The sequence below is a fragment of the Streptomyces sp. NPDC096339 genome (assembly GCF_044762985.1).
Classification (GTDB): Bacteria; Actinomycetota; Actinomycetes; order Streptomycetales; family Streptomycetaceae; genus Streptomyces.
This window is the reverse complement of record NZ_JBIWFI010000022.1, coordinates 108,800-134,457: the sequence shown is the minus strand read 5'-3', so window position 1 is coordinate 134,457 and position 25,658 is coordinate 108,800. Positions and strand designations below refer to the sequence as shown.

The window sequence follows — 25,658 nt, the reverse complement described above, 5'->3', positions numbered from 1 at the left end:
GAACGGTGACGGCACCGACAAGGTGGGTGTCTACCGGCCGGCGGAGTCCGATTTCTTCGGCGCGGCCAAGGACTCGAACCAGGTGATCTACAGCGCCCGCTTCGGCAACCCCGGCGACCTGCCCATCACCGGCCGGTGGTAGCCACCACCTGAAGCAGCCGCCCGCAAGGGCAGTCGCGCGAACCACGACACGAGCAGGGCGCCCCGCGAGCCGGGGCGCCCTGCTCACTGCTTCACCGCCCCGGTGCCTCGGCCAGGAAGACCGTGACCGCAGCCGTGAACTCCCCGGGCGCGGAGGCGTGCACCAGGTGGCCGACCGGGATCGTGATGAGCCGGACGTCCGGGATCCGGCGGACCAGATCGGCGATGCCCTCCTGCGGGACGTGGCTGTCCGGGCCGCCCGCCACCACCAGGGTCGGCGCCGTGATCCGGGAGAGGCCATCCAGCCGGGACGGGACGGTCCACTCGCTTCGGCCGTGGCCCCGCAGGTCCAGGGCGTACACCCGGCGCTCCCGCGCGAGTGCGTCCCGCACGAGGGCCCAGTCGTCCGTCATGTCCTTCGGCACCAGATCCCTGCCTCCGCTCGGAGCGCCCCCGGGACGCTCCTCCGTCCGCTCGCCGAAGGGGCTGGTCACCCCACTGACCGTGCTGTTCGGCCTCCGCGCCGCGACGCGGCTGCTCACCCTGGCCGCCCAGGTCAACCGGTACTCGGTCCTCGGCACGGCCGCTGAGGGCGGCGCGGCGGACACGGCGGCCTGGCAGGCGTACACGATGGCGCTGGGCCCGGCCCTGCCGGCCATGGCGGTCACCGCCGCGGTCTTCATCTCGAACCGGCTCGCCGACGGTTCCACGACCGTGGCCGGGGTGCGCGACGCGGCGTTGGCCAGTGCCGCGTCGGACCTGCTCTTCGTCGTGGCGGCGGCACTGGCCGTCGTACTCGTGCGCCGGATCTCGGCGATGCAGGAGGCGTGAACTCCGCCACAGCGGGGGCCCGCCTCCCCCGGGGATTCCGGGGAGGCGGGCCCCAGCGGTTTTGCACTTAGTTGCAAAACGGGGCGGCCCTCGCTAGAACAGCTTCATCACCCCCCGCGCGAGGAGGCGCCCCCATGAGTTCCCAGAGCCGGTACCCGCACCTGCTGAGCCCCCTGGACCTCGGCTTCACCACCCTGCCGAACCGCGTGATCATGGGGTCGATGCACACCGGCCTCGAAGAGCACGAGGGCGGCTTCGAGCGCCTCGCGGCCTTCTACGCCGAGCGCGCCCGCGGCGGGGCCGGGCTCATCGTCACCGGCGGCATCGCGCCCAACGACGCGGGCCGGCCCTTCGAGGGCGGCTCCCGCCTCACCACCGAGGACGAGGCCGCCGAGCACCGGGTGATCACCGACGCCGTGCACGCCGAGGGCGGCCGGATCGCCATGCAGATCCTGCACTTCGGGCGCTACGCCTACCACAAGGACCTGGTCGCGCCGAGCGCCATCCAGGCCCCCATCAGCCCCTTCGTCCCGAACGAGCTCACCGACGTCGAGGTCGAGCGGACGGTCGAGGACTTCGTGCGGGCCGCGCGCCTCGCCAAGCTCGCCGGGTACGACGGCGTCGAGATCATGGGCTCCGAGGGCTACCTGATCAACGAGTTCATCGCCGCCGCGACCAACAAGCGCACCGACCGCTGGGGCGGCGCCTACGAGAACCGCATGCGCTTCCCGCTGGAGATCGTCCGCCGCACCCGCGCGGCCGTCGGCGAGGACTTCATCCTCGTCTACCGGCTCTCCATGCTCGACCTGATCCCCGGCGGCTCCACCCTCGAAGAGGTCGTCCGCCTCGCCAAGGAGATCGAGGCGGCCGGCGCCACCATCATCAACACCGGCATCGGCTGGCACGAGGCCCGCATCCCCACCATCGCCACCTCCGTCCCGCGCGGCGCCTACACCTGGGTCACCAAGCGGCTGATGGGCGCGGTGTCCATCCCCCTGGTCACCAGCAACCGCATCAACACCCCCGAGATCGCCGAGGAACTCCTCGCCGACGGGCGCGCCGACCTGGTGTCGCTGGCCCGACCCTTCCTCGCCGACGCCGACTTCGTGGCCAAGGCCGCCGCCGGCCGCCCCGAGACCATCAACACCTGCATCGGCTGCAACCAGGCCTGCCTCGACCACACCTTCAGCGGCAAGATCACCAGCTGCCTGGTCAACCCGCGCGCCTGCCACGAGACCGAACTCGTGCTCTCCCCGACGAGGCTGAAGAAGAGCGTCGCCGTCGTCGGCGCCGGCCCCGCCGGTCTCGCCTGCGCCGTCTCCGCCGCCGGCCGCGGCCACACCGTCACGCTGTTCGAGGCCTCCGGCCACATCGGCGGCCAGCTCGACATCGCCCGACGCGTCCCCGGCAAGGAGGAGTTCGAGGAGACCATCCGCTACTTCGGCACCCAGCTCGCCGAGAGCGGCGTCGAGGTCCGGCTGAACACCCGCGCCGACGTCGAGACGCTCCAGGGCTTCGACGAGGTCGTCGTCGCCACCGGAGTCACCCCCCGCACCCCGGAGATCGAGGGAGTGGACCACCCCAACGTCGTCAGCTACCTCGACGTGCTCCGGGACGGCGCCCCCGTCGGCGAGCGCGTGGCCGTCGTCGGCGCCGGCGGCATCGGCTTCGACGTCGCCGAGTACCTCACCGACAGCGGCGAGGGCGCCTCCCAGGACCCCGAGGTGTACTTCCGCCACTGGGGCGTGGACACCTCCTACGCCGGGCCCGGCGGTCTCACCAAGGCCGAGCGCCCCGCGCCGCCGCGCCAGGTCCACCTGCTCCAGCGCAAGACCACCAAGGTCGGGGCCGGCCTCGGCACCACCACCGGGTGGATCCACCGCGCCGAGATGAAGCACCGCGGGGTCGTCTCCGTCGCCGGAGCCACGTACGACCGCATCGACGACGAGGGCCTGCACATCACGGTCGGCGAGGAGCAGCACCTCGTACCGGCCGACACGGTGGTCCTGTGCACCGGGCAGGAGCCGCGCCGCGACCTGTACGAGGCGCTGCGCGCGGCCGGAGTCGAGGCGCACCTGATCGGCGGAGCCGACGTGGCGGCCGAGCTCGACGCCAAGCGCGCCATCCGCCAGGGCACGGAACTGGCCGCCACGCTCTGACCGTTCCGGCCGAAGGGGGATTGTGGCGGCCCGGCCGGGCCGCCACAATCGCCCGGTGACGTTCTCCCCCGCTGACGCAGACAAGATCCTCGCCGACAACTTCGCCCCCTGGGTGCTCGCCCTGGGGCTCACCGTCCAGGAGACGGGCGAGCGGCACGCCGTGCTGCGGCTGCCCTGGTCCGACGAACTGGCCCGGGACGGCGGAGGCCTCTCCGGGCAGGCCATGATGGCGGCCGCCGACACCGCCACCGTCATCGCGATCTCCGCCGCGCGCGGGGCGTACGGGCCGATGACCACCGTCCAGCAGTCGACCAGCTTCCAACGCCCGGTGGTCGGCGCCGACGTGATCATCCGCGTCCGGGTCACCAAGCTCGGCAAGCGGATGGCCTTCGCCGACATCACCCTGACCCCCGACGGCTCCGACGACCCGGCCGCCACGGCCTCCACCGTCTACGCGCTGCTCGGCTAGTGCTGTGACCGCATAGGTCTACCGGGTTGCCCGCACGGCTGGTCGGAAGCCATGTCGCTTCCGACCAGCCGGGCGATCCACGTGGTCCTCGACGACCTCTCGGCCCACCTGAACCGGAAGAACCGCGAGTGGGGGCCAACTCGCACCATCCGAACCACACCGCCCAGATCCGGGCCCTGCGCTCCTGTCGAGCCGGCACCGGAGGGCGGCTTCCGGTGCGGGGTAAAAGCGGGTGACACTCCGGGGCCCGGCCACTAGCGTCCCGGTGTGCGCGGCAACAGGAACTTCAACGTCTTCTGGCTCGGTCAGGCCCTTTCCGTCCTCGGCGGTTCCATCACGCTGCTCGCGCTGCCCCTGCTCGTCCTCGACGCCACCGGGTCCCTCGTCCAGATGGGCCTCGTCACCGTCGTCTCGGGCGCCACCGGCATCGGCACGGGGCTGTTCGCCGGGTACGTGGTGGACCGGGTGGACCGCCGCCGGCTCATGATCGTCTGCGATCTGACGAGGGCGGTGCTGCTCGGCGCGCTGCCGCTGGTCTGGCTTGCGGGGCCCCGGATCTGGGTGCTGTACGTGCTGACCGCGGTCGTCTCCGTACTGAAGACCCTCTTCGACGTGGCCTACGTGACGGCGGTGCCCCAACTGGTGCCCCCCGAAGACCTCACCAGCGCCAACGGACGGCTGTTCGGCACCTTCGCCCTCGGCACCCTGCTCGGGCCGGCCGCGGCAGGGTTCATCGCCGCCGGGGTCGGCCCCGACTGGGCGCTCGCCGTCGACGGGGCCACCTTCCTCGTCTCCGCCGTCAGTCTGGGCTGGGTGACCTTCCACCGGCCGGCCGGGCCGGCGCAGCCCCTCGACACCGCCGAGCCGGCCCGGGAGCGGCCGGTGGCCGGCGGCCGACTGCTCCGGGAGATGTTCGTCGTGGGCTTCCGCTTCCTGTGGGGCCACCCGCTGCTGCGCCCGCTGACCCTGCTGACCTTCGTCACCATGGGCGCCACCGACCTGCTGATCTTCCACGTGGAGGAGGACCTCGGCCGGGACGCCGTCACCCTCGGCTACGTGATCGCCGCGGGCGGGGTGGGGTCCGCCGTCGCGGCGCTCGCCGCCGGGCGGCTGCGCCGGGTCTTCGGCATCGGGGTCTGCTGGCCCGCCTCACTGGCCCTGATCGCGGTGTCGGTCGCGGGCATCGGCCTCAGCCGGAACGTGCCGGTGATCGCAGCGCTCTCCGCGGTCTTCATGTTCGGGATCACCCTCGGCGGGGTGTGCACCATGACCCTGCGTCAGGAGGTCACCCCGGACCACCTGCTGGGCCGGGTCACCTCCGCCTTCTGGACGGTGCACAACGCCTCGGGCCCCATCGGCGTGGCCGTGCTCACGGCGCTGGCCGCCCGCCACGGCGTCCCCGCGATCAGCGTGGGCGGCGGCGCCCTGTGCCTGCTGATCCTCGGTGGCGCGCTGCTGACCCCGCTGCGCGGCGGCCGGGCCGCCGCACAGCAGGGTCCCCAGGGGACGGGCCGGGTCAGAACCGGCCGGGCCCGGCCGGGAAGGGCAGCGGACCCGACGGAACCGGGGACCCGGGCCGGGCCTTAGCGGACGGCGGCTGCGGGGCCGGGTTCCGGCAGGTCACGTCCCGGTCGGGCAGCCGGCCCGTGGCCAGGTACGCGTTCACGTGCGCGTTGGCGCAGGAGTTCGGGTCCGCCAGGTACACGCCGTGGCCCTCACCGCCCTCCACCAGCACCATCCGCGAGCCGTTCAGCGCACGGTGCAGGCCCTGCCCGCTGGACAGCGGGGTCTGCGAGTCCCATTCGTTCTGCACGGTCAGCACGTTCGCGCGCGTCCGCATGGGCGTGGCCGCCTCCACGGGCCGGTCCCAGAAGGCGCACGGCTTGATGTTGGACGAGAAGTCCCCGTACAGCGGGTACCTCACCTTGTCCCTCGCCGCGTCCCGCTCGTACTGCTCCGTGTAGCGGGGCCAGGTGCCGGTGTCCCCGCAGATCACGGACCAGAACACCGAGACGCCGTTGTCCGAGACCGGTCCCGCGCCCTGCCCGCCCGTGAGCAGTTGCTTCACTTCCGCCGCCGACAGGCCCGCCGGCAGCGGCCGACCCTCGGCCGCCGCCTTGAGGGCCGCGACCAGCGGGCTGGCCTGGGAGGGGTAGAAGAACAGCGCCCGCGCGCTGCGGATGGCGTCGCCCGTGAGCTTCATGCCCTCGAACTCGATCGGGTCCCGGTCGGCGCGCGCCACCAGCCCCCAGAAGGTGGCGGACACCGCCTCCGGGCTGTCGCCGAGCCCGTACTCGGCGGAACGCTCCGCCGCCCACCGCGTCCACCGCGCGAAGGCGGGCTCGGCCTGCGAAGCCCACTGCTGGAGCATGCCCCGCCAGATCGCCTGCGGGTCCACCCCGCTGTCGAGCACGAAGCGGTCGGTGCGCTGGGGGAACATCTGCGAGTACACCGCGCCGAGGTAGGTCCCGTACGAGTAGCCCACGTACGAGAGTTTGCGCTCGCCCAGCGCCGCACGGATCACGTCCATGTCGCGGGCCGTGTTGCGGGTGGTGATGTACGGCAGCACGTCACCGGCCTTCTCGCGGCACTTCTCGGCGACCGTCCGGGCCCAGGCGACGTCGGAGGGGAAGGTCTCCGGGTGGTAGGGGCGGTCGATGACCCCCTCGTCCTCGGCGAGTCCGCACGAGACGGGGCTGCTGCCCCCGACCCCGCGCGGATCGAAGCCGATCAGGTCGTACCGGTCGCGTACGTCCTTGGGCATCCCCTCGTTCATCATCAGCGGCATGTCCAGCCCGGACCCGCCCGGGCCGCCCGGGTTGATCAGCAGGACGCCGTGCCGTTTGGCGGGGTTCTCGCTCTTGACGCGGGATATCGCGAGGTCGATGGTGCGGCCCTGGGGACGCCGGTGGTCGAGCGGGACCTTGAGCGTGGCGCACTCGAACGAAGCCGGCTGCTCGGGACTGCAACGGTGCCAGTCGGGCTTCTGCTGCCCGAACTCCTGGGCCGGAGCGGCCCAGGCGCCGGTCGCGGAGAGCAGGGGAACGGTGGTGGCGAGGAGAGCGGCGGAGGCGAGCAGCGGTGCGAGGCGTTTCATGCGCACGTGGTCGTTCCTTCCCTTCGGTCAGGTGGGTGAAGTCGCTTGCCCCTCCACCTTGTTGCAGTCGGAGGGTGGGGCGAATCATCCCGAAGGGCGGGACCTTGTGCTCCTCGCGAACGAGCCGAAATCAGGACAACTGGCCGACACGCGGAGCGCGATGACCGCACACGGACCTGGCCCCGAACCACCGGGTGCAGCGGACGAGTCCTGGGTAAACGATCGTTTCAACTGTGGAATCGATCGTCATTCTGATCTAAGGTTTCGCAGGTCCGGTCGCTGGGTCCGGTCCGAGTGCTGTCCTCGAACCGTCATGCGGGGACGGCGGTCACCACCGGCAGGAGGATCCGTGACCGACGAGGGTGCCCCGCACCTGAAGAGCCTGGGCCTCCTCGAAGAGCCGACCGAGGAGACCGATCTCGACCGGGCGACGGTCCTCGACCCGACGCCGCTCCCGGCGGCCGCGGGCCCGGGCCGCCGGCACGGGGCCGCGGCATGAACGATCCCTACGGCGCGGCCTTCTACATCCCGGGGGCGCTGCTGCTGCTCGCGGGCTTCCTGAAGCTGCCCCCGCTGTGGCGCAACCCCAAGGACGAGTTGCTGCGTTCCGTGTGCGTGCTGCTGTTCGTGGCCGCCGGCGTCTTCGCCACGGCCGCGGTCCCGTCCATCGCCGCCATCAACCGGTTCACCGGGATACCGAACGCGGCCGCACCGGTGGTGTACACGATCCTCACCGCGTTCTCCGGGGCCAACCTGGTGCTCATCATCCGCTGGAGCAGCGGGCCCGAGGAAGCGGAACGGGCCGCCCGCTGGTCCCGCCGCTGCAACTGGGCCACCGTGGCGGTCATCGCCACGATCAACGGGCTCTTCGTACTGGGCGACGCTCCGGTGGAGCGGCTGGTCGACCTCGACACGTACTACGCGAACACCCCGTACATGCGCGAGATGATCGTCCTGTACCTGGTGGCGCACACCACCGCGGCCGTCACGATGACCGTGCTCTGCGCCCGCTGGGCGCGCGTGGTGCACGGGCCGCTGAGGGCCGGCCTGGTCCTCATCGTCATCGGCTACATCCTCAACCTGGCCTTCGACGCGCTCAAGTTCACCGCGCTGGGCGCCCGCTGGACCGGCCACGACCTGGACCGGCTGAGCTGGCCGATCGCCCCGCCGGTCGCCGCCGTCTCCGCCCTGCTGATCGGCATCGGATTCGTCCTGCCGCTCCTGTCCCAACGCCTCATGGACTACGCCGGGATGTGGCGCCGCTACCACCAGCTGCAGCCCGCCTGGCGCGAGCTGCGGGTGGCGACCCGGCACAGCGTCAGCCTGGCCGGCGGAATCTCGACACCGATCGAAGTGCGGGTGACGCAGATCGAATCCGACATCTACGACGGGATCCTCAGCGTCCACCCCTTCCTCAGCCCCGAGGTACGGGAACTGTCGCTCGCCGAGGCGCTGAAGACGGCCCCGTCCGACGAGGAGGCGGCCGTCATCGCGGACGCCGCCGTGCTGGCCCACGCCGTGGTCATGTGGACCAGGCACGCGGCCGGACGGTCCGAACCGCCCGCGGAGCACGCCGGCGACGGACCGCTGCTCGCCTCCGCCAACAGCGCCCTCGGGCTCGTGCGCCTGTCCCGGGCCCTGTCGAGTTCCGCCATCGTCCGAGCCACCCGCGAAGCAGCCGTACTAGAGAGCAGTGCACGATGACCCAGAACCCTTCCGGCAGCCTCCGAGCCGTCGTCCTCGGTGGCGGACTGGCGGGCACCCTCGCCGCCGCGGCCCTGGCGCCGCACGTGGCGGAGGTCCTCGTCGTCGAGCGGGACACCGTGCTTCCCGAGACAGCGTCCCCCCGGCCCAGGCTGCCCCAGGCCGCGCACGCCCACATGCTGTGGTCGGGCGGGGCCGACGCCATCGAGGCACTGCTCCCCGGCACCACCGCCACGTGGCTGGAGGCCGGCGCCCACCGGATCCCGATCCCCAACGGGATGGTCTCGTACTCCCCGGCGGGCTGGTTCCGGCGCTGGACCGAGACGCACTACCTGATCGGAGCCAGCCGCGACCTCGTCGACTGGGGAGTGCGCACCGCAATGCGGGCCGCCCACCCGAACGTGACGATCCGTACCGGTGTGAGGATCAGCGGCCTGGTCGGCGACGGATCGAAAGTGACGGGCGTCCGGGTCCTCGACGCGGCCCGGGAGGAGGAGGTCGTCGACGCGGACCTCGTGGTCGACGCCACCGGCCGGGACTCCAAGGCCCCGGAGTGGCTCGCCGGGATCGGCGGTCCCGTGGTCGGGGAGACCGTCGTGGACGCGGGCGTGCGCTACGTCAGCCGTCGCTACCGGGCGCCGGAAGGCGCCGGCGCGGACTGGCCGGTCGTCAACATCCAGGCGGACCCGAGGCTGGGCACGCCCGGCCAGGTCGTCTCCATCATCCCCATCGAGGACGGCCAGTGGCACGTCAGCCTCTCCGGCACCCGCGGCGGGGAGCCGAGCGCCGACGAGCAGCTCTTCGAGGAGTTCGCCCGAGGGGTGCGCCACCCGCTGGCCGCCGAGTTCCTGGCCCGTGCCGAGCCGATCGGCGAGGTGGCCGTCTACGGCCGGACGGCCAACCGGCAGCGGCTGTACGAGAAGGCCGCGATGCCCGCGGGGTTCGTCGTCCTCGGGGACGCGGCGACCAGCCTGAACCCGGTCTACGGGCACGGCATGTCCGCGGCGGCGCTCGGCGCGCTCGCCCTGCGCGACACCGCGGCGAAGACCCCGGTCGGCGCGCCGAAGTTCGCCCGGCAGGCGCAGAAGGCCATCGCCGGCCCGGCCGCCGCGGCGTGGCTCCTCGCCGTGGGCCAGGACCGCTTCTACCCGGACGCGGTCGGCACGGCACCCAGCCTGGGCGACCGGCTCACGGCCCGGTACGTCCAGCGCCTGAACCGCACCGCGATCGGCAACTTCCTCGTGGTCCGGGCGCTGACGGACGTGATGACGATGAAGAAGCCCGCCGCGGTCCTGGGCAGCCCCGACATCCTGCTCGCGGCGGCCCGCGGCCTGCGCCGGCCCCTGCTCGACGGGCCCCAGCTGACGGAGCGGGAGCGGAGCGTCCTGGACCGGGAGCCGCTGCGGGCCGGGGCGGACAAGAGGGCCTAGCTGTGTTGTCCGGGGAGGTTGGTGACGCGGCTGGCGGGTGTTTGGCCGTGGATGCCGGTGTGGGGTCGGTGGTAGTTGTACCAGTCGATCCAGTCGGTGAACGCTTCCTGGCGTTGCCGGTCTGAGGTGTAGGGCTGCATGTAGGCCCATTCCTCGAGCAGGGTGCGGTGGAAGCGTTCGACCTTCCCGTTGGTCTGCGGCCGCCAGGGCCTGGTCCAGCGGGGCTGGATGTCCAGGTCACGGCAGGTCTGGCGCCAGGTGTTCTTGCTGTAGGCCCAGGCATTGTCAGTCAGCACGCGTTCGATGGTGATACCCAGGGACGCGAACCAGGCGGTGGCCCGGGCGAGGAATCCTGCGCAGGTCGGGGCGGTCTCGTCCGCGAGGTCCTCGGTGTAGGCGAGGCGGGTGTGATCGTCCAGGGCGGTGTGGAGGTAGGCCCAGCCGGCGCCGGTCCTGTTGCGGCGGCCCTCGGCACGGCCGAGGGTCTTGTGACCGCCTCCGTCGGGGATCCGTCCGAGTTTCTTGACGTCGATGTGGACCAGTTCGCCGGGGCGGGATCGTTCGTAGCGGCGGACGGGTTCGCCGGGGGCCCGGTCGCAGGCGGCCAGGGGCGGCAGGCCGTGACGGATCAGGATGCGGTGGGCGGTCGAGGGTGCGATGCCGCAGCGGGCGGCCAGTCGCAGGGGTCCGATGCGGTGTTCGCGCCGTAGCCGCAGGACCTGTTCCTCGACTGCGGCGGTCGTCCGGGCGGGCTGGTGGTGGGGGCGGCTGGAGCGGTCACTCATTCCGGCGACGCCGAGTTGCCGGTAGCGGCCGGCCCAGCGGGCGGCGGTGGTGTGGCTGACCTGGAAACGTTCCGCGGCCCGCCGAACCGGCCAGCCGTCGTCCACGACGCACCGGGCCAGGCGAAGTCGTCCGGTCTCGGTCAGCGGGGCATTACGGTGGGGCACGAGGGCCTCCTCGGCTAGGCGTAGATGTCGCAATCCACACCGAACCCGGAGGCCCTCACCCATTTCAAGAACCCAGCACGCGTGTCACCAACGTCCCGGGACAACACACCTAGCGGAGCACGGTCCGGGTCCGGGGCCGGCTCCTCGGGTCCAGGTCCGGGTCCGGGTCCGGGTCCGGAGAGCCGGCCCCGGATCGCGTCGCGGACGGGATTCCCCCCGTCCGCGACGCGATCCCCACGGCCTAGGAGTGGTGGGCATGGGAGCTGCCGGTTTCCAGGGAACCGCCGAGGTGCTCGCGCAGGGTGGTCAGCGCGTCGGTCCGCTGGGCCGTGACCACCCACCGGTTCCCCACCAGGTAGCTGCCGCCGTAGATCCGGGCCTCGGCCAGCCAGGAGCGCAGCCCCTCGTCGGCGGCGAAGGTGGCCATGCGGTAGGCGCCCTGCCCGCTCTCACAGCCGCCCTCCCGCAATTCCTCGGCCTCCACGCTCACTTCGGCGGTGCAGCCGATGGCCGTGGCGATCTCCTCGATCGAGACGGAGCGCGTCGCGGAACCCGTCTCGGAGACCTCCCCGGGGGCCTGCCGGGGGACCTTCCCGGGGCTCGCGGCGCAGCCGCCGCACAGCAGCGCTGCGCCCGCCGCCGCGGCGACACCGGCGGCCACGGCGGCCCCTGCTACGCGGATGGCTTCGCCTTCTTCCCCTTGTCGGTCACGGCGAACCAAAGGCCCTGCTTCCCCTGTCCGTTGATGTCGCCCGGCTGTTTGTCTCCGGTGAAGGAATAGACGGGCCAGCAGTCGATCGTCAATTGTTCCGTGCCGTCCGGGCGTTTCACCGATCCCACCAATTCGGCGGCGATTCCCGAAATCTTCGTCTTGTCGACCGGTTTGGCCGGTTTCCAGGTGTCCAGGCAGGAATCCAGGCAGCCGAATTTCATCGGCCACGCGCTGTCCTTGTCGAAGCGGTACAGGGTACGGCCCTCCACGTCCGCGAGAATTCCGCCGAGCGTGGCGTTCTGCGCGACGACGAGCTCCGCACCCCCCTTCTGCGTTCCGCCCGCCGGGGCGCCCGCGGGCTTCCCGTCGGCCCCCACCACGTGCCACGTCCCGGCGACGCCCTCCCCGAGCGCCTCGCCCGGTGCGGTGTCCTTGGCGTAGCGGTACACGGGCCAGCCGGCGAGGGTCAGCTGCCGCGTGCCGTCGGCCCGCATCACCGATCCGAGCAGGCCCGCCTCGATCCCCTCCCCGGCCGTGGCCTCGTCCGCCGGGACCGGGGGCCAGGCCTTGGCGCACTCGCCGTCACAGTTGGACCGGGGAGGCTTCGCGGTGTCCTTGTCGAACCGGTAGAGCGTCAGGCCCTGCCCGTCGGTGACGGCGGCGCCCACGGCCGGGATGTCCCGCAGCTTCAACTGCCCCGCGCCGCGCACCGTGACGGTGCCGGGGTCGCCGGCCGGGTTGCTCCCGCTCCCGCTCCCGCTTCCGCTTCCGTAGCCGTCGGCGTCCCCGCCGTACGCGGACCCGATCTTCTGGCTGTCGGACACCGGCTTGACCTCGCCCGTTTTACCCGCGTATTCGTTGCCGGATCCGCACCCGGCCGTCACCAGCAGAACCGCGACGGCCGACCCGGCGTATATTCCCTGTCGGATTCGTTTCACGATGAATTGCTCCTTCGGATTCGCTTCCGTGCTTGCGTCATTGATACGGGGAAAGCGGTGGCGGCGGTGAATTCGGGCCGGAATTTGTCCGATCACGCCAAGAACCGGCTCAGCCCTGGATGCGCAGCGCGAGGGCCGGGCAGCGCCGTACCGCCCGCAGGGCCTTCGGCCGAAGGTGCCCCGGCACCGCCATGGACGCCTCCGCCGGGTAGCCGTCCGCGTCGAGCCGTACGACATCGGGGAGCACGTCCACGCACAGCCCGTGCCCCCGGCACAGGGTCCAGTCCACGACCAGCCGCTCCGGGCTCTCGTCCCGGGGCAGGGGCAGTGCCCCCAGCACCCTGCGGCCGCAGCCGCTGCCGAGCGCGTGGTCGCGGAACTCGTCCGGGAACGCGGACAGCGCCGAGGCCACGAACTGCGAGGTCCCGTCGGGATGGCTGCACGCACCCCGCCCCAGGACCGAACGCATGCGCGCCTCCACCGCATCGAGGGCCGCCCGGCCCCCGCCCCGCACCGCGTCGTCCAGTACGTCGGCCAGCGCGGGCAGACCCCGTACGCAGGGACCGCACTGGCCCGCCGACTCTCCGGCCATCCACCGGGCCACGCGCGCCACTTCCCCGGCCGGACAGGTGTCCTCGGGCAGCGGCAGCACCGCGCCCGCCCCCAGCCTCGCGCCGAGGGCGGAGAGGGACTCCCGGGACACCTGCGCGGCGCGCGCGGACACCGGGTCCAGCCACTTCCCGTGGTAGCCGCCGACCAGTACGCCCTGACCGGGCTCGGTGCCGCACAGCTGGAGGACGTACGGCAACGAGGTCCCGGACGGGGTCTCGACGACCGTGGAACCGGCGACGGTCAGCAGCACGGTGCCCGGCTCCGCGGGCAGGCCGGCCGTACGGTACTCCGGCGCGCCGAGCCGGGCGGCGACGGCGAGCTGGGCGAAGGTCTCCGTGTTCGACAGCAGGGTGGGCATGCCGCCCAGGCCCCGCTCGCTGGTCCGCACCTTCTGCCCGGACGGCAGCGTCGGCCCGCCGTTCAGACCGTCGACCAGGGCCGTGCCCTCGCCCGTCACGAACCGCTCGGGCAGCCTCGCCACCCGCACCCGGCGGCCCGCCGGACCGCGTTCGGCGACGGCCTCCCGCACCGACTGCTCCACGTCCGCCCGGGTCACCGCCACGGCCACCTCCTCGGCGCCCAGCGCCGCGGCGGCCAGCAGCGCGCCGTCGAGCACCAGGTGCGGGGCGTGCAGCAGCAGCGCGGTGTCCTTGAGGCAACTGGGCTCGCCCTCACTGCCGTTGACCACGACGGCGGTGAGACCGTCGCTCCGCCCCCGGGCCGACCGGATCACCGCCCGCATCTTGCGGGCGAAGGGGAAGCCCGCACCACCCCGGCCCCGCAGCTCGATGTCATCGGCGAGGGTGACGAGTTCGTCCCGGTGGCAGCGGGGGAGCGGGCCGTGCACGGCCAGATGGGTCTCCCGGTCGAGCCGGGCGGCCCGGTCGAGCCCGGCCAGCAGCCTGGGGGCGCCCACGCAGCCGAGGCCCGGGCGCGGCCCGCTCACCGCCACCGCTCCCGGCCCGCGAGCTGCTCCACCCGGGGGGCGCCCACGACGGTCCGGCGCACGGACGCCCGGCGCGGCGAGGTCCGGCGCGGTGACGTCCTGCGCGAGGTCCGACCCCCGAAGGCTTCCCGGGAGCCGACGGGCGGGACGACCGGCGGGGAAGTCACCCCGCGCAGCACGGACCTGAGGCGCAGCACGAGCACGCCGGCCACGCCGGCCAGGCACAGGGCGTAGGCCGCCGTCACCCACCCGGCCGCCGGGCGGCCCGATTTCAGCCCGTGCACCAGGCAGGCGCCCCAGGCGGGATAGGCGCCGATGTGCAGCGCGCGCCACCACAGCGAGCGGCTCCTGGTGGCGAACGCGCTGCGCACCCCGCCGGATACGGCGACGGCCACGAAGAGGTAGCCGGCCAGCGTGCCGAGCCCGATCAGCACGGGCCGGTCCCCGTCGGCGAACGGAACCGCCGCCGCGGCCGGGGTCGTACGGCCCTCCGCCACCTTGACCCAGATGTGCAGGGCGAGGAAGCCGAGCCCCGCCACGGCCAGGCCGCGGTGCACCCCCTGGGCGAGCAGCCGGGCACCCGGCCCCAGCAGCAGCCGGTCGGTGGCCGTCAGCCCCCACAGGACGGTGGCGGTGAGCGAGACGAGCGAAAGGACGCCCGCCCCGAAGTCGAGGAACTCCCAGAGGTGCGTCAGGACGCCCGCGCGGGCCGCCACGACGGCCGATACGAGGGCGGCGGCCCCGACGCTGAGCGCGCCGGGATGTCGGCGGCGCGCGCGGTGCGAGCGGGGGAAGTGCGGCTGGGGCAAGGGCATCCGGTTCTCCTGTGAACTCCGAGCCGACAGACGGGTCTTGGGGTCGGAGTGCAGAAGCATCGTGGACCTGCGCAGGCCCTCCACAGGATTTATCCAACCGTGATAATTTCTCGCACCGCGTCTCCGGCGCATCGAACAAGACCGGAAGACTCCCTTTCGTCAAGACCTCACCGGCACGATCGAGGTAACGATGTGCGAACTTCTGAACCGCATCTGGTCCCGCCCGCGCGGCGAGTGGACCCGTGTCCTGCGCCGGGAACTCCCCGCCCTGGCGGCCGAGATAGTGGAGGAACTTCTGCATGCCAATCCGGAACTATCCGCCCTTGTCGATGACAACGATGCCATTGACGACGAACTGCTCAGACAGAAGGTGGAAGAAGCACTGCTTACCACCCTCGGCTACCGCGACCCGGCCGAGGCCGACGCGGACGCCGAGGCCGACGCGGACGCCGACGCCGACGAGGAACCCGGCACCCACCCGGAACCCGGCGCCGACGCGGAACCCCGGCACGGGGCCGCGCCCGCGTCCATACCCGAGGCCGTTCCCGTTCCCATACGCGTACCCGTGCGCGTGCCCGCCGTCGAGCCCGAGCCCGAACCGGAACACGGACGGGTAGCCGACCAGGCACGGCACGACCTCTTCAACGCCCTCACCGACGGTCGCGCCGCATCGGAGAGTTCCCTCTCCGAGCTCGCCCAGGCCGCGGACTGGCCCCTCCCCACGGCCGTACGGGCCATCGCGCTCGCCACCCCCGCCGACACGCAGCAGCTGGCGGCCCTGCACGACGACGCCCTCGCCGGCATGTTCGCGGGCCGCCCGTGCCTCCTGGTCCCGACCGCAGACCCGGACGCCCGCACCCCCCTGGAACTCGCGCTGCGCGGCCGCTGCGCCGCCGTCGGCCACTCCGTACCCCTGCGCGACGCCGCCTCCTCACTGCGCTGGGCGCTGCGCCTGCTCGCCCTGACCCCCGCCCGCGGCGGCCTGGAAGCCCGGACCGTCTTCGTCGACGACCACCTCTCCACCCTGCTGCTGCTCCAGGACGAGCCCCTGGCCCACGCGCTCGCCGCGCGCTGGCTGCGCCCGCTGGCGGATCTGACCCCCCGCCAGAGCGAGCGGCTGGAGGTGACCCTGCTGGCCTGGCTCGAAGGCGGCGGGGCGCCCGAGGCCGCCAAGGCCCTCAGCGTGCACCCCCAGACCGTCCGGTACCGCATGCGCCAGCTGGAGAAGCTCTTCGGAACCGGACTGCGGGACCCCCGGACCCGGTTCGAACTGGAGATGGCCCTGCGCAGCCGCCGGCTGATGGCCCAGGTGCGCCGCCAGCACTCGAGGGTCAGCCGCAGGGCGGCGCGCGTGGTCACGGCCGACTTCACCCCCGTCGTCGTCGGCCGGATGGCCCGGGTCAACGGCCTGTAGCCACTGGCACGAAGGGAAGGGAACACGGTGCCGGCCCGAAGCCTGAGGCTTCGGGCCGGCACCTTTTCCCGGACCGGGCGCGGCGGTAGGGGAGGGGGACGCCCGGCGCGGGGGCTCAGCGGCAGCTGCGGCCGGAGTTGACGCAGTCCACGGCCCTGGCCATCAGCCCGGGCGACATCACGTTGATGAAGTCACCGTGGTCGGTCACCGGCTTGTGCAGTTGCTCGGGAAAGCTGTCCACGGCGAACCGGGCGCCGGGCGCGATGCCGTAGGTGATCCGCTGCACCAGCTGCGGTACGGCGGTGAAGCCCTTCGGGCAGCGGCCCGCGCGGTCCGCGAAGGCCATGTGCGTACGGTGGTTGGCGCTGTCGGTGTTCCGGCCGTCCCAGCAGCTCTGGAAGGTGAAGGTGCGGACCACGTCGCTGCCCTTGGGGCAGACCGGGTACTTGTCCTTCAGCTGGCGGTCCTCGAAACCGGTGCAGCTCCACGACGCGTTGGCGTTGGCCGTGCCGTTGGTGAAGGCCTTCGCGTCGCCCGTGATGATCCGCAGGAAACGGGGCATCGCCGTGACCCGACCGACGGGACTGCCCTGGAAGGTGATCGTGACCTGCTTGGGGCGCAGGATGGTGCCGACGTTGCCGTCCTGGCCTCCGCCGGGGGCCTTCGCGTCCTGCTCGGCCTTCCCGTCGCGCAGCCGCAGCACCGGCCAGTAGTAGCTGGACTGGTCGCCGTTGCCGCAGGTGGTGCCGGCGGCGGCCAGGCTGTTGTTGGTGGAGAAGGCGTCCGTGGACACGTTGCCGACGTAGTCGTGCATGTGGTGGGCGCCGTTGGAGACGCCGGGCGCCACGATCACGTTGTCCGGGTTGAAGTGCTCGTTCTCGTTGCGGCCGCACCGCGAGGTGAAGGTGCCCTTGGAGGCGTTCGCCGAGGGTGCGGGAGTGCGTACGTTGGGCCGGACCTTGGTGATGGACACGAAGTCGCTGCGGGCCGGACCGCTCTTGCGGGCGAAGTCGGGTCCCTCGGCGGCCGTGTCCTCCACCGGGGCCTTCACCATCCGGCACCCGCTCAGGGCCGTGAGCTCCCCGGGACGGGCCGCGGAGCGGCCGATCGCATCGGCCATCCGGCCGATCGTCGCGCTCCGTTTGGCGCTGAGTTCGCCGAGGAGGGCCTCGCCCTGCGCCTCGCCCTTCCCCTTGGCCTGCGCCTCGCCCGCGGCGAGCCGCCGGTAGGCATCGGCCACCTGTCCGTCCAGCTCGGCGAGGCTCTCGTCGACCTCGGCCTTCGCCTGGTCGGGGACGCTGGTGAGCCGCTCCCCGACGTCGGGGCAGTCGATCGTGGACGTCACCTGCTGCGCCCGCCCGCCGTCCTGGCCCGCGGAGGCGTTGCCGGCGACGACGGCGACCCCGCCGGCGCCCAGCACCAGCACGGAGATCAAGGCCGCCAGTTTGCCCGACGGGCGGCGGCGTTCATGGCCCTTTCGACTCATGCGATTCCTTCTTCCTCGATGGGAGCGGGGGAGCGGGGGAGGCGAGCGCGGGGGAAGAGGGAACCGGCACCGGGGCCGGGGCCGCGTCGGAGAGCGCGTCGAAGTCGACCAGCCCGCTCTCCTCCAGGACCGTGATGTGGTCCAGGACCGTGGCGTTGGCCGAGGTGGCCAGGGCGCGGACCATGGAGTTGCGGGTCTGCGCCCGGATCCCGGCCAGCAGCGCGAACACCTTCCCGTGCGCACGCCGCAGCAGCTGGACGAACAGCCGCTCGTACGCGTCTCCTTGAGCCTGCGTCAGCCGGCTTAGCCATTCCTGCTGCTGCGCGCTGGGCTGATTGGGCAGATCGACACCGAGGGCCTGGCCGACGCGGATGACCTGCTGGTCCAGGTCGGTGTGGCCCTCGACGAGGTGCTCCCCGGCCGTGCGCACCGCGGGGCGCGAACCGCGCTGCTGGGCCTGCCGGCCCGCGGGGAGCTCCCACAGTCCGGCCAGCCTGACCTTGCGGACGAAGTCCCGGTCCGCGGCGGTCAACGGGCCGTACGCCGTGCTCATGGTTCCGGCGCCGTCGTCGTCGGCCGCCGGCAGCGCTGCCGCCGCCGCGGCCGGTGCCCGGTCGCCGAAGCCCTGGACGGGTACCAGCAGCGCGATCAGCGTGACGGCAAGGGCGGTGATGACGATGCCGTTCGCGATCGTGTGCCGCGTGGCCACCGACAGACTGTTGATGGATCGCCACCGCAGTGACAGCACAGTGCCTCCTCGCTCCGTGGGTGTCACGGGACGCTAGGCCACTCGTGGTGCCGCCGCGCGAGGACAATCACCCTTGGACAAACAATCGGGTGGGCCGCTCAAAGGCTGTTATCTTGCGGCGTTCGACCGCCGGACGGTCCGGGTGCGGTCCTATGCGGACAGGTGGCGGGTGAACCAGTCCCGGGCCAGTTCCGCCGCCTCGTCGAGGGTTCCCGGCTCCTCGAACAGGTGCGTGGCACCGGGGACGACGTCGAGCCGGTTCTCGCAGCGCAGCTCCGCCTGCGCCTGCCGGTTCAGCTCCAGCACCGTCGTGTCGCGGCCGCCCACGATGAGCAGGGTGGGTGCCCGTACGTCGCCCAGCCACGGCCCGGCCAGATCCGGGCGGCCGCCGCGGGAGACCACGGCGCCGATGTCCGCTTCCGGGTCCGCCGCTGCCAGCAGAGCCGCCGCCGCTCCCGTACTGGCCCCGAAGTAGCCGACGGCCGCGGGCGCGTGCCTGCTCCGCAACCAGCGCGTCGCGTCCGAGAGCCGTCCGGCCAGGGGCTCGACGGCGAACACGTTCGCCCGGTCGGACTCCTCGGCGGGCGTGAGCAGGTCGAAGAGCAGCGTGCCCAGGCCCGCCCGGTTCAGCGCGGTCGCCACGGCGCGGTTGCGGGGGCTGCGGCGACTGCTGCCGGAGCCGTGCGCGAACATCACCACCGCTCCGGCGCCCCGCGGCAGGGTGAGGTCGCCGGCCAGCCGCAGCGCGCCCGCGTCCACCTCGACCTCCACCTCGACCTCCAGCTCGGTCTCGGTGGCGGGCTCGGCGGGCGCCGGGGTTCGCGCGGCGTCGGCCAGCAGCGCGACGACCTCCTCGTCGGGGGTCTGGGAGAAGTCCTGGTACCACTCGCCGACGGCCCGGAAGGCGTGCGGCGTGGACAGGCACACCACCTCGTCCGCCTCGGTCCGCAGCCAGGCCACCGCGTCCGGCGGTGCCACCGGCGCGGCCAGTACCACGCGGGACGCGCCCTGCGCGCGTACGACCTCGCACGCTGCGGCGGCCGTGGCGCCCGTCGCGATCCCGTCGTCGACCACGATCGCGGTGCGCCCGGTGAGCGGGACCCGCGGCCGGCCCTCGCGCAGCCGGTGAGCCTGCCGTCCGAGGGCCTCCTGCGCGGCCCGCTCGACCGCCGCGACGTCCTCACGGGCGACCCGGGCCTGACGGACGATGTCCTCGCTGATGATGCGTACGCCGCCCTCGCCGATGGCGCCGAAGCCCAGCTCCTGGTGGTAGGGGACCCCGAGCTTGCGCACCACGATCACGTCGAGCGGGGCGCCGAGCTCCCGCGCCACCTGGAAGGCCACCGGTACCCCGCCCCTGGGCAGCCCGAGGACGACGGGATCCTCCGTCGCCAGATGCCGCAGCGCCGCGGCCAGCCGCCGACCCGCGTCGGCGCGATCGGTGAAGAACACCTCGGCTCACCCCCGTCCAGGGGAGACAGAACCCACGCAACTCCCTCCGGGGCCGATGCGCAAGCGGGCCGGGCCGCGCCGCGGCCCCACCACGCGGGCCCCGGGGCGTGCGGGCAGGGCGCGGACCGACGCCGCGATACCCCGGTGGGGCATCGGCGTCGAATGTTCCGTACGATGCATCCATGATCTCCCGCGTGCAGCCACCGCGCCGCCGCCCGACAGGGCGCGGCCTCGTGCTGCTCGTGCTCGCCGTGCTGGCCGGTGTGCTGGCCATGCACGGCCTGGGCCCCGGGCCCGCCTCCGTGCGCACGCACGCGACGGCCCCCGGCCACGTCATGGGGACGGAGCACCACGGCCGGCCGGGGCCCGAGGCCCGCGCGGCCGAGGGCTGCTCGCACACCGCCGGTGGATCGGACCACACGCACCACGCCGATGCCACCTGCGCGGCGACCGGCATCAACACCCCGTACGCGCCGCCCGCCCCGGCCGCCGCCCTCGACGGCTCGGAGTCCGCGGCCGAGGCGCCCCACGCCGTCGCGACGGCTTCGGCGCAGAGCGGACGGGCACCGCCCGACCTGGCCGAACTGCAACTCCTGCGGATCTAGGACGACCCGCGCCGGCAGCCCCCGCGGGGCCGCCGCGCTCCGTCGCATCCTCAATTCCGGACAAGGAGTCGCACCACCATGAGCACGAACCGTTCCCTCATCCGCCGTACCGCCGCCGTCGTGGCGGTGGCCACCGCCTCGCTCGTCCTCGCCGCCTGCGGGTCGGGCAAGGACGACACCGCCGGCCACGGCGGCCACGGCGCCCAGAGCCCGTCGGCCCCGGCCTCCGCCCCCGCTTCGGCGTCCGCCGCGCAGGGGCGGCACAACGCCGCCGACACGGCCTTCGCCAAGGGGATGATCCCGCACCACCGGCAGGCCGTGGAGATGGCGGACCTCGCCCCCTCCCGCGCCGGGTCGGCCGAGGTCAAGCAGCTCGCCGAGCAGATCAAGAAGGCCCAGGACCCGGAGATCAAGACCCTCTCCGGGTGGCTGACCTCCTGGGGCGAGCAGGTGCCCGCCGAGGGCGCCGCGGACCACTCCGGGCACGGCTCGGGCGGCGCCGGCGGCGGCATGATGACGGGCGACGAGATGGACCAGCTGAAGAAGGCCTCCGGCAAGGCCTTCGACACCGCCTTCATGCAGCTGATGATCAAGCACCACGACGGCGCGGTGGCGATGGCCCGCACGGAGAAGGCCGACGGCGCCTTCCCGGAGGCCAAGGCCATGGCAGACGCGATCATCACCTCGCAGACCGCCGAGATCGACCGGATGAAGGGCCTGCTGGGCTGACCGGCCGGTAGCGCAGCGCCCCGAGGGGGCCGCCGGACTCGACTCCGGCGGCCCCGCCGTTCAGGCCGCGGCGCGTGCTCCGAGCACGACGGGGTCGCGGCGCATCAGGGCCGCGTAGAGGGCCGCGGACACCGCCATGCCGGCGGGAAGCGCCAGGTCGAGGCCGCCCAGTGCGGCGGCGACCGGGCCCGTGTAGAGGGTGTTGACGCAGAGCGCCGACGCGGCCACGCCCGCGCAGAGCGCGAAGGCCCCCGCCCAGTTGACGCCCGCCGTGTACCAGAAGGGGCCGCGCGGGGTCTCGTCCATGAGCGCGGGGCCGTCGTAGCGGTTGCGGCGCAGCACGATGTCGGTGGCGTACACGGCCATGGCGGGGCCGATGAGGACGACGGTCAGCTGGAGGACGTTGCTGACGGTGTCGAGGAGGCTGGAGAACAGCAGCCCGTACAGGGTCAGGGCGACGGCGACGATTCCGTCGAAGAGCACGCTCACGGAGCGGCGGATGCGGATGCCCACCGCCTGGAGGGCGAGGCCGGCGCTGTAGGCGGTCAGGGCGTTGACGGCGATGGTGCCGAGCACCAGGGCCAGCAGGAAGACGGGGTAGAACCAGCCGGGCAGCAGCTCGCGCAGCGCGGTCTCCGGGTCGGCCATGTCCACCGCGGTCGCGGCGAACGCGCCGAGCGAGGTGACGACGAGGCTGGGAAGGAAGGCGCCGGCGGCGGTCCAGCCCAGTACGGCCTTCGGCGAGCAGGTGCGGGGCAGGTAGCGGGAGAAGTCGGCGCTGGTGGTGTAGGAGAGCGGGCCCGCGGCGATGAGGCTGACGCCGGCCGCGAGGGCCGCCCAGAGGCCGGTGCCGGTCAGCGGCTCGGCGGGGGCGTACCCGAAGTCCGCGTGTCCGAGCACCGCGACGGCCACGACGGCGAAGGCGGCGGTGAGCGCCAGGGTGATCGGGAGGTAGAGCCGCACGATCAGCGCGTGGCCGTAGACGCTGATGGCGAGGGTGAGCGCGGCGATGACCAGGACGACGGCGGTCTTGACGCCGGTGCCGGGCGTCAGACCGGCCATCTCGACCAGGGCGAAGGCCGCGGTGGCGGCGGCCGCGAGGTTCAGCGCGAAGTAGCAGACCGAGACCAGCCAGCCCAGGACCGCGTTGTTGACCCGGTTGCCGATCACTCCGTACATCGCCCGGGTGATCACTTCGCTGGGGGCGCCGGCGGCGGGGCCGGAGGTGGCGAGCAGTCCGGTGAGCACCCAGAACAGGTTGCCCACGACGATCACCGCGAGGGCCTGCCAGAGGGTGAGGCCCATGAGGACCAGCGCGCCGCCGACGACCAGGCTGAGGTAGTTGACGTTCGCCGCCGCCCAGACGGAGAACAGCTCGCGGGGTCGGCCGTGGCGTTCCGCGTCGGGGATGTGGTCGACGCCGTGGACCTCGATCCGGCCGGGGCGGTCCTCGGCGGCCGGGGCGCCGGGGACGGTCAGGGCGGCCCGGGGGCCCGGGTGCGGGTCGGGAAACGTCGATGCCATGCGGACCTCCGGTGCTGGGCGGTACCCACCTGCTTGCTTATTGGTCGCACACTCAATAGCATCCTCGGCATGTCGTCAAGCGTCCAGCGCAAACGAGTTCGCAAATCACCCGAGGCCCGCCGGGCGGAGATCGTCGAGGCGGGGGCGGCCGTGGCCCTGACCGAAGGGCTGGAGTGCCTCACGCTGCGGCGGATCGCCGACGAGCTCGCCGTGAGACCCGGTCTGATCAGCCATTACTTCCCTTCGGTGGAGGATCTGGTGGCCGAGGCGTTCGGTGACGCCGCGACCGCCGAACTCGACCGCCTCCTCCCGCCGACCCCGGACGGCGACACCCCGACGCGTCATCTGGCACGCTTCTTCGCGCACGCGACCGGGGAAACGTACGACGACATCAGCCGGCTCTGGATCAACGCCCGCCATCTCAGCCGCTACCGGCCCGTGCTCCGCGACCGGGTCGCCGAGCAGGAGTCGGCCTGGCGGGGGCGCATCGAGGGCGTCATCCGGGAGGGCGTCGAGCGCGGGGAGTTCCGTACGGAGGACCCGCGCGCGACGGCCATACAGATCCTGGTCGTGCTCGACGGCCTCGGGGTCCACGCCAACACCGCCACCGGTGACCGCCCCGCGGCGGTGACCCGCATGGCCGTCACCACGGCCGAGCGGGAACTCGGCCTGGCCACCGGCACCCTCGACGCCCCGGGCCCGGCCGGCGGGGCCTGACCGGCCCCGGCCCCCGGCCCCGGTCCTCGGCCCCGGTCCTCGGGTCCGGTCCTCGGGTCCGGTCCCCCCCCGGGTCCCCCCGGGTCCCCCCCGGGTCCCCCCGGGTCCCCCCGGTCCGGCCCCCCGGCCCGGGCCCCCAGCCCCAGGTCCGGTCCCCGGCCCCAGGTCCGGTCCCCGGCCCCGGCAAGGGCCCCGGACCTCGACCCCCGGCGTCGGTTCCCGCCCGGACCCGCCGCCCCCCTGCCCGCCCCGGCCCCGTCGCCTGACCCTTCCCACCGTTCCACCAGGAGTCCCCGTGCGCCCCAGTCTCGTCCTGCTCTCCGCCCGCCTGCTCGACCCGGTGACGGGCACCTTCCTCCCGGAGACGGCACTCGCCGCGTCCGACGGGCGGATCACCGCCCTGGGCGACGACCGCGCCATCCGCGAGCACGCGGACTCCGGCACGACGGTGATCGACCTCAAGGGGGCGGTGGTCACCCCCGGCCTCGTCGACGGGCACCTCCACCCCGTCTCCGGCGCCGAACTGACCCACGGCCTCGACCTCTCCGGCTGCACGGACGTGGACCAGGTCCGCGCGGCCCTGGCCGCCGAGGTGCGGCGGCTCGCTCCCGGGCAGTGGCTGCACGGCTGGGGCCTCGACCCGAACGCCTTCGACGGCCGGCCCGTCGAGACCGCCCCGTTCGACACCGTGCTCGACGGGGTCCCGGCCCTCCTGCTGCTCTTCGACGCCCACTCGATGCTGGCCAGCCGCCGCGCGCTGGAACTCGCCGGCGTCGACGGGCCGCGGACCTTCGACCAGGCCTCCGAGGTCGTCTGCGACGCCGACGGCAGGCCCACCGGACTGCTCCTGGAGGACGCCGCCTGCGAACTCGTCGAGCGCGTCGCCCCGCAGCCCACCCGCGAGGAGCGCCGCGCCCGCCTCGCCGCCGCCCTGCGCGCCATGGCCGCCGCCGGACTCACCGGCGGCCACGCCATGGACGCGAACGGCGACAGCCTCGCCTTCTACGCCGAACTCGACGAGGCCGGCGAGCTCCCGCTGCGCCTGCGGGTCGCCCCCTGGTGCCAGCCCGGCTCCGACGCCGAGGCGGTGCGCGCGCTGATCGCGCAGCAGGGCACGGGCGGGCGGCTGTGGCGGACCGACGGGGTCAAGCTGTTCATGGACGGCACCATCGACAACGGCACCGCCTGGCTGGAACGCCCCGACTGCCACGGCGAGTCCACGCACGCCTTCTGGCCCGACCCCGAGGAGTACGCGCGGATCATCGGCGAGTTCCACCGGGCCGGCGTGCCCACCGCCACCCACGCGATCGGCGACGCGGCCGTACGACACGTCCTCGACTCGGTGGAAAAGGCGCAGGCCGGAGGCGGGCGCGGGGTCCGGCACCGGATCGAGCACATCGAGACCGTGCCCGACGACACGCTGCGCCGCTTCGCCGAGCTCGGGGTCGTCGCCTCCATGCAGCCGACCCACTGCTGCGACTTCACCCGCGCCGACCACACCGACAACTGGTCCCGCCGCCTCGGCGAGGAACGCGCCTCCCGCGCCTGGCGCTGCCGGGACCTGGCCGACGCCGGGGCCGCCGTCGTCCTCGGTTCCGACTGGCCCATCGCCCCGTACCCGCCGCGGGGGGGGGGGGGGGGCGCCCCCCCCCCCCCCCCCCCCCCGGCCCCCCCCCCCCCCCCCCCCCCCCCCCCCCACCCCCCCCCCCCCCCCGGGCCCCCCCCCCCCCCCCCCCGGAGGACCGCGCCCCCGGCGCGGGGCGCTGCGGGGACGTGGCCGCCGCGGGGGCCGCGGTCGTCCTGGTTTCCGCGGGGCCCCCCCCCCCCCCCCCGCGGGGGGGGGGGGGGGGGGCCCCCCCCCACCGCCGCCCTTCCCGGGACCTGACCCAGCCCCCGCACGGACCCGAACAGGCCCTCACCGCCCTGGAAGCCCTCCAGGGCATGACCGTGGGCGCGGCCCACGCCGCCGGCGAGGAGTACGAGGCCGGTCGGATCGCGGTGGGCCACCGCGCCGACCTCACCGTCCTGGCCGACGACCCCCTCACCACCGCGGCCACCGACCTGCCCCGGCTGCCCGTGCTGCTCACGGTCCTGGACGGCACCCCGACCCACCGCGACCCCGGCCTGTGACCCGCCCGGGGCGGCCGCGCCGAACTGCGCCGTCCCCGGAAGCGGGATA

General features: G+C 73.6%; 22 protein-coding genes and 2 pseudogenes. 13 read left to right on the top strand and 11 right to left on the bottom strand.

Features of this window, described 5'->3' with window-relative positions:
- Nucleotides 1-233 precede the first annotated feature (233 nt).
- Nucleotides 234-635: an alpha/beta fold hydrolase gene (locus tag ACIQ5Y_RS25525; RefSeq protein WP_403884808.1), complete on the bottom strand. Its 402-nt coding sequence runs from the start codon at nucleotides 633-635 to the stop codon at nucleotides 234-236.
- A gap of 10 nt (nucleotides 636-645) precedes the next feature.
- On the opposite strand from ACIQ5Y_RS25525, the gene ACIQ5Y_RS25520 reads away from it, so the two are divergent.
- The 4 genes from ACIQ5Y_RS25520 to ACIQ5Y_RS25505 all read left to right on the top strand — a co-directional run bounded on the left by ACIQ5Y_RS25520 (nucleotide 646) and on the right by ACIQ5Y_RS25505 (nucleotide 5,187).
- Nucleotides 646-972: a hypothetical protein gene (locus ACIQ5Y_RS25520; protein WP_403884805.1), complete on the top strand. Its 327-nt coding sequence runs from the start codon at nucleotides 646-648 to the stop codon at nucleotides 970-972.
- Between the two features lie 134 nt (nucleotides 973-1,106).
- Nucleotides 1,107-3,131: an FAD-dependent oxidoreductase gene (locus ACIQ5Y_RS25515; protein WP_403884802.1), complete on the top strand. Its 2,025-nt coding sequence runs from the start codon at nucleotides 1,107-1,109 to the stop codon at nucleotides 3,129-3,131.
- Between the two features lie 55 nt (nucleotides 3,132-3,186).
- Nucleotides 3,187-3,600: a PaaI family thioesterase gene (locus ACIQ5Y_RS25510; protein ID WP_403884799.1), complete on the top strand. Its 414-nt coding sequence runs from the start codon at nucleotides 3,187-3,189 to the stop codon at nucleotides 3,598-3,600.
- A gap of 267 nt (nucleotides 3,601-3,867) precedes the next feature.
- Nucleotides 3,868-5,187, top strand: coding sequence for an MFS transporter (locus ACIQ5Y_RS25505; RefSeq protein ID WP_403884796.1), 1,320 nt, complete (start codon nucleotides 3,868-3,870; stop codon nucleotides 5,185-5,187).
- Here the strand turns inward: ACIQ5Y_RS25505 and ACIQ5Y_RS25500 are convergent.
- Entirely contained in the window at nucleotides 5,117-6,697 is a 1,581-nt protein-coding gene (locus ACIQ5Y_RS25500; RefSeq protein WP_403884793.1) for an alpha/beta hydrolase, read from the bottom strand. The genes ACIQ5Y_RS25505 and ACIQ5Y_RS25500 overlap by 71 nt on opposite strands.
- A 349-nt stretch (nucleotides 6,698-7,046) precedes the next feature.
- On the opposite strand from ACIQ5Y_RS25500, the gene ACIQ5Y_RS25495 reads away from it, so the two are divergent.
- The 3 genes from ACIQ5Y_RS25495 to ACIQ5Y_RS25485 are packed head-to-tail and all read left to right on the top strand — an operon-like array spanning nucleotide 7,047 to nucleotide 9,831.
- Nucleotides 7,047-7,196 (top strand): hypothetical protein, encoded by a 150-nt coding sequence (locus ACIQ5Y_RS25495; RefSeq protein WP_403884790.1) that lies wholly within the window; start codon nucleotides 7,047-7,049, stop codon nucleotides 7,194-7,196.
- Nucleotides 7,193-8,401 (top strand): MAB_1171c family putative transporter, encoded by a 1,209-nt coding sequence (locus tag ACIQ5Y_RS25490; RefSeq protein WP_403884787.1) that lies wholly within the window; start codon nucleotides 7,193-7,195, stop codon nucleotides 8,399-8,401. Before ACIQ5Y_RS25495 ends, ACIQ5Y_RS25490 begins: the two co-directional genes overlap by 4 nt.
- Nucleotides 8,398-9,831 (top strand): NAD(P)/FAD-dependent oxidoreductase, encoded by a 1,434-nt coding sequence (locus ACIQ5Y_RS25485; protein WP_403884784.1) that lies wholly within the window; start codon nucleotides 8,398-8,400, stop codon nucleotides 9,829-9,831. The genes ACIQ5Y_RS25490 and ACIQ5Y_RS25485 overlap by 4 nt, the downstream gene beginning before the upstream one ends.
- Here the strand turns inward: ACIQ5Y_RS25485 and ACIQ5Y_RS25480 are convergent.
- The 5 genes from ACIQ5Y_RS25480 to ACIQ5Y_RS25460 form a co-directional block, all read right to left on the bottom strand.
- The gene (locus tag ACIQ5Y_RS25480) at nucleotides 9,828-10,781 is read right to left on the bottom strand and encodes an IS481 family transposase (RefSeq protein WP_403884781.1); all 954 of its coding nucleotides are present in this window, start codon (nucleotides 10,779-10,781) and stop codon (nucleotides 9,828-9,830) included. The genes ACIQ5Y_RS25485 and ACIQ5Y_RS25480 overlap by 4 nt on opposite strands.
- A gap of 241 nt (nucleotides 10,782-11,022) precedes the next feature.
- A complete protein-coding gene (locus tag ACIQ5Y_RS25475) occupies nucleotides 11,023-11,442 on the bottom strand; it encodes a hypothetical protein (RefSeq protein WP_403884778.1) in 420 nt (139 codons plus the stop codon).
- An 11-nt stretch (nucleotides 11,443-11,453) separates the two neighbouring features.
- Nucleotides 11,454-12,431 (bottom strand): SCO0930 family lipoprotein, encoded by a 978-nt coding sequence (locus ACIQ5Y_RS25470; protein ID WP_403884775.1) that lies wholly within the window; start codon nucleotides 12,429-12,431, stop codon nucleotides 11,454-11,456.
- Between the two features lie 109 nt (nucleotides 12,432-12,540).
- A complete protein-coding gene (locus ACIQ5Y_RS25465; RefSeq protein ID WP_403884772.1) occupies nucleotides 12,541-13,989 on the bottom strand; it encodes an NADH-ubiquinone oxidoreductase-F iron-sulfur binding region domain-containing protein in 1,449 nt (482 codons plus the stop codon).
- Nucleotides 13,986-14,804, bottom strand: coding sequence for a hypothetical protein (locus tag ACIQ5Y_RS25460; RefSeq protein WP_403884769.1), 819 nt, complete (start codon nucleotides 14,802-14,804; stop codon nucleotides 13,986-13,988). Before ACIQ5Y_RS25460 ends, ACIQ5Y_RS25465 begins: the two co-directional genes overlap by 4 nt.
- A 190-nt stretch (nucleotides 14,805-14,994) precedes the next feature.
- Between ACIQ5Y_RS25460 and ACIQ5Y_RS25455 the strand changes: the two genes are divergently transcribed.
- Nucleotides 14,995-16,218: a PucR family transcriptional regulator gene (locus ACIQ5Y_RS25455; protein WP_403884766.1), complete on the top strand. Its 1,224-nt coding sequence runs from the start codon at nucleotides 14,995-14,997 to the stop codon at nucleotides 16,216-16,218.
- A gap of 115 nt (nucleotides 16,219-16,333) precedes the next feature.
- Here ACIQ5Y_RS25455 and ACIQ5Y_RS25450 read toward each other — a convergent pair whose 3' ends face one another.
- From ACIQ5Y_RS25450 to ACIQ5Y_RS25440, 3 genes are all read right to left on the bottom strand, one after another.
- A complete protein-coding gene (locus tag ACIQ5Y_RS25450) occupies nucleotides 16,334-17,704 on the bottom strand; it encodes a DUF1996 domain-containing protein (protein ID WP_403884763.1) in 1,371 nt (456 codons plus the stop codon).
- Complete coding sequence (locus tag ACIQ5Y_RS25445; RefSeq protein WP_403884760.1) at nucleotides 17,685-18,413, bottom strand: DUF4142 domain-containing protein; 729 nt, start codon at nucleotides 18,411-18,413, stop codon at nucleotides 17,685-17,687. Before ACIQ5Y_RS25445 ends, ACIQ5Y_RS25450 begins: the two co-directional genes overlap by 20 nt.
- 189 nt (nucleotides 18,414-18,602) lie before the next feature.
- Nucleotides 18,603-19,904: a phosphoribosyltransferase gene (locus ACIQ5Y_RS25440; RefSeq protein WP_403884757.1), complete on the bottom strand. Its 1,302-nt coding sequence runs from the start codon at nucleotides 19,902-19,904 to the stop codon at nucleotides 18,603-18,605.
- A 182-nt stretch (nucleotides 19,905-20,086) separates the two neighbouring features.
- Here ACIQ5Y_RS25440 and ACIQ5Y_RS25435 point away from each other — a divergent pair, with 182 nt between their 5' ends.
- Both ACIQ5Y_RS25435 and ACIQ5Y_RS25430 read left to right on the top strand, forming a co-directional pair.
- Complete coding sequence (locus ACIQ5Y_RS25435) at nucleotides 20,087-20,509, top strand: DUF6153 family protein (protein WP_403884754.1); 423 nt, start codon at nucleotides 20,087-20,089, stop codon at nucleotides 20,507-20,509.
- 78 nt (nucleotides 20,510-20,587) lie between these two features.
- Nucleotides 20,588-21,238 carry a DUF305 domain-containing protein gene (locus ACIQ5Y_RS25430; RefSeq protein ID WP_403884751.1) on the top strand — a complete coding sequence of 217 codons (651 nt, stop codon included), beginning with the start codon at nucleotides 20,588-20,590 and terminating at the stop codon, nucleotides 21,236-21,238.
- Nucleotides 21,239-21,298: 60 nt separating this feature from the next.
- Here ACIQ5Y_RS25430 and ACIQ5Y_RS25425 read toward each other — a convergent pair whose 3' ends face one another.
- Nucleotides 21,299-22,762 carry a purine-cytosine permease family protein gene (locus ACIQ5Y_RS25425; protein ID WP_403884748.1) on the bottom strand — a complete coding sequence of 488 codons (1,464 nt, stop codon included), beginning with the start codon at nucleotides 22,760-22,762 and terminating at the stop codon, nucleotides 21,299-21,301.
- 69 nt (nucleotides 22,763-22,831) lie between these two features.
- On the opposite strand from ACIQ5Y_RS25425, the gene ACIQ5Y_RS25420 reads away from it, so the two are divergent.
- From ACIQ5Y_RS25420 to ACIQ5Y_RS25410, 3 genes and pseudogenes are all read left to right on the top strand, one after another.
- Nucleotides 22,832-23,479, top strand: coding sequence for a TetR/AcrR family transcriptional regulator (locus ACIQ5Y_RS25420; protein WP_403884745.1), 648 nt, complete (start codon nucleotides 22,832-22,834; stop codon nucleotides 23,477-23,479).
- A 295-nt stretch (nucleotides 23,480-23,774) separates the two neighbouring features.
- Nucleotides 23,775-25,126, top strand: a pseudogene (locus ACIQ5Y_RS25415) (amidohydrolase); the annotation flags it as partial.
- A 213-nt stretch (nucleotides 25,127-25,339) separates the two neighbouring features.
- Nucleotides 25,340-25,609, top strand: a pseudogene (locus ACIQ5Y_RS25410) (amidohydrolase family protein); the annotation flags it as partial.
- Between the last annotated feature and the right edge of the window lie 49 nt (nucleotides 25,610-25,658).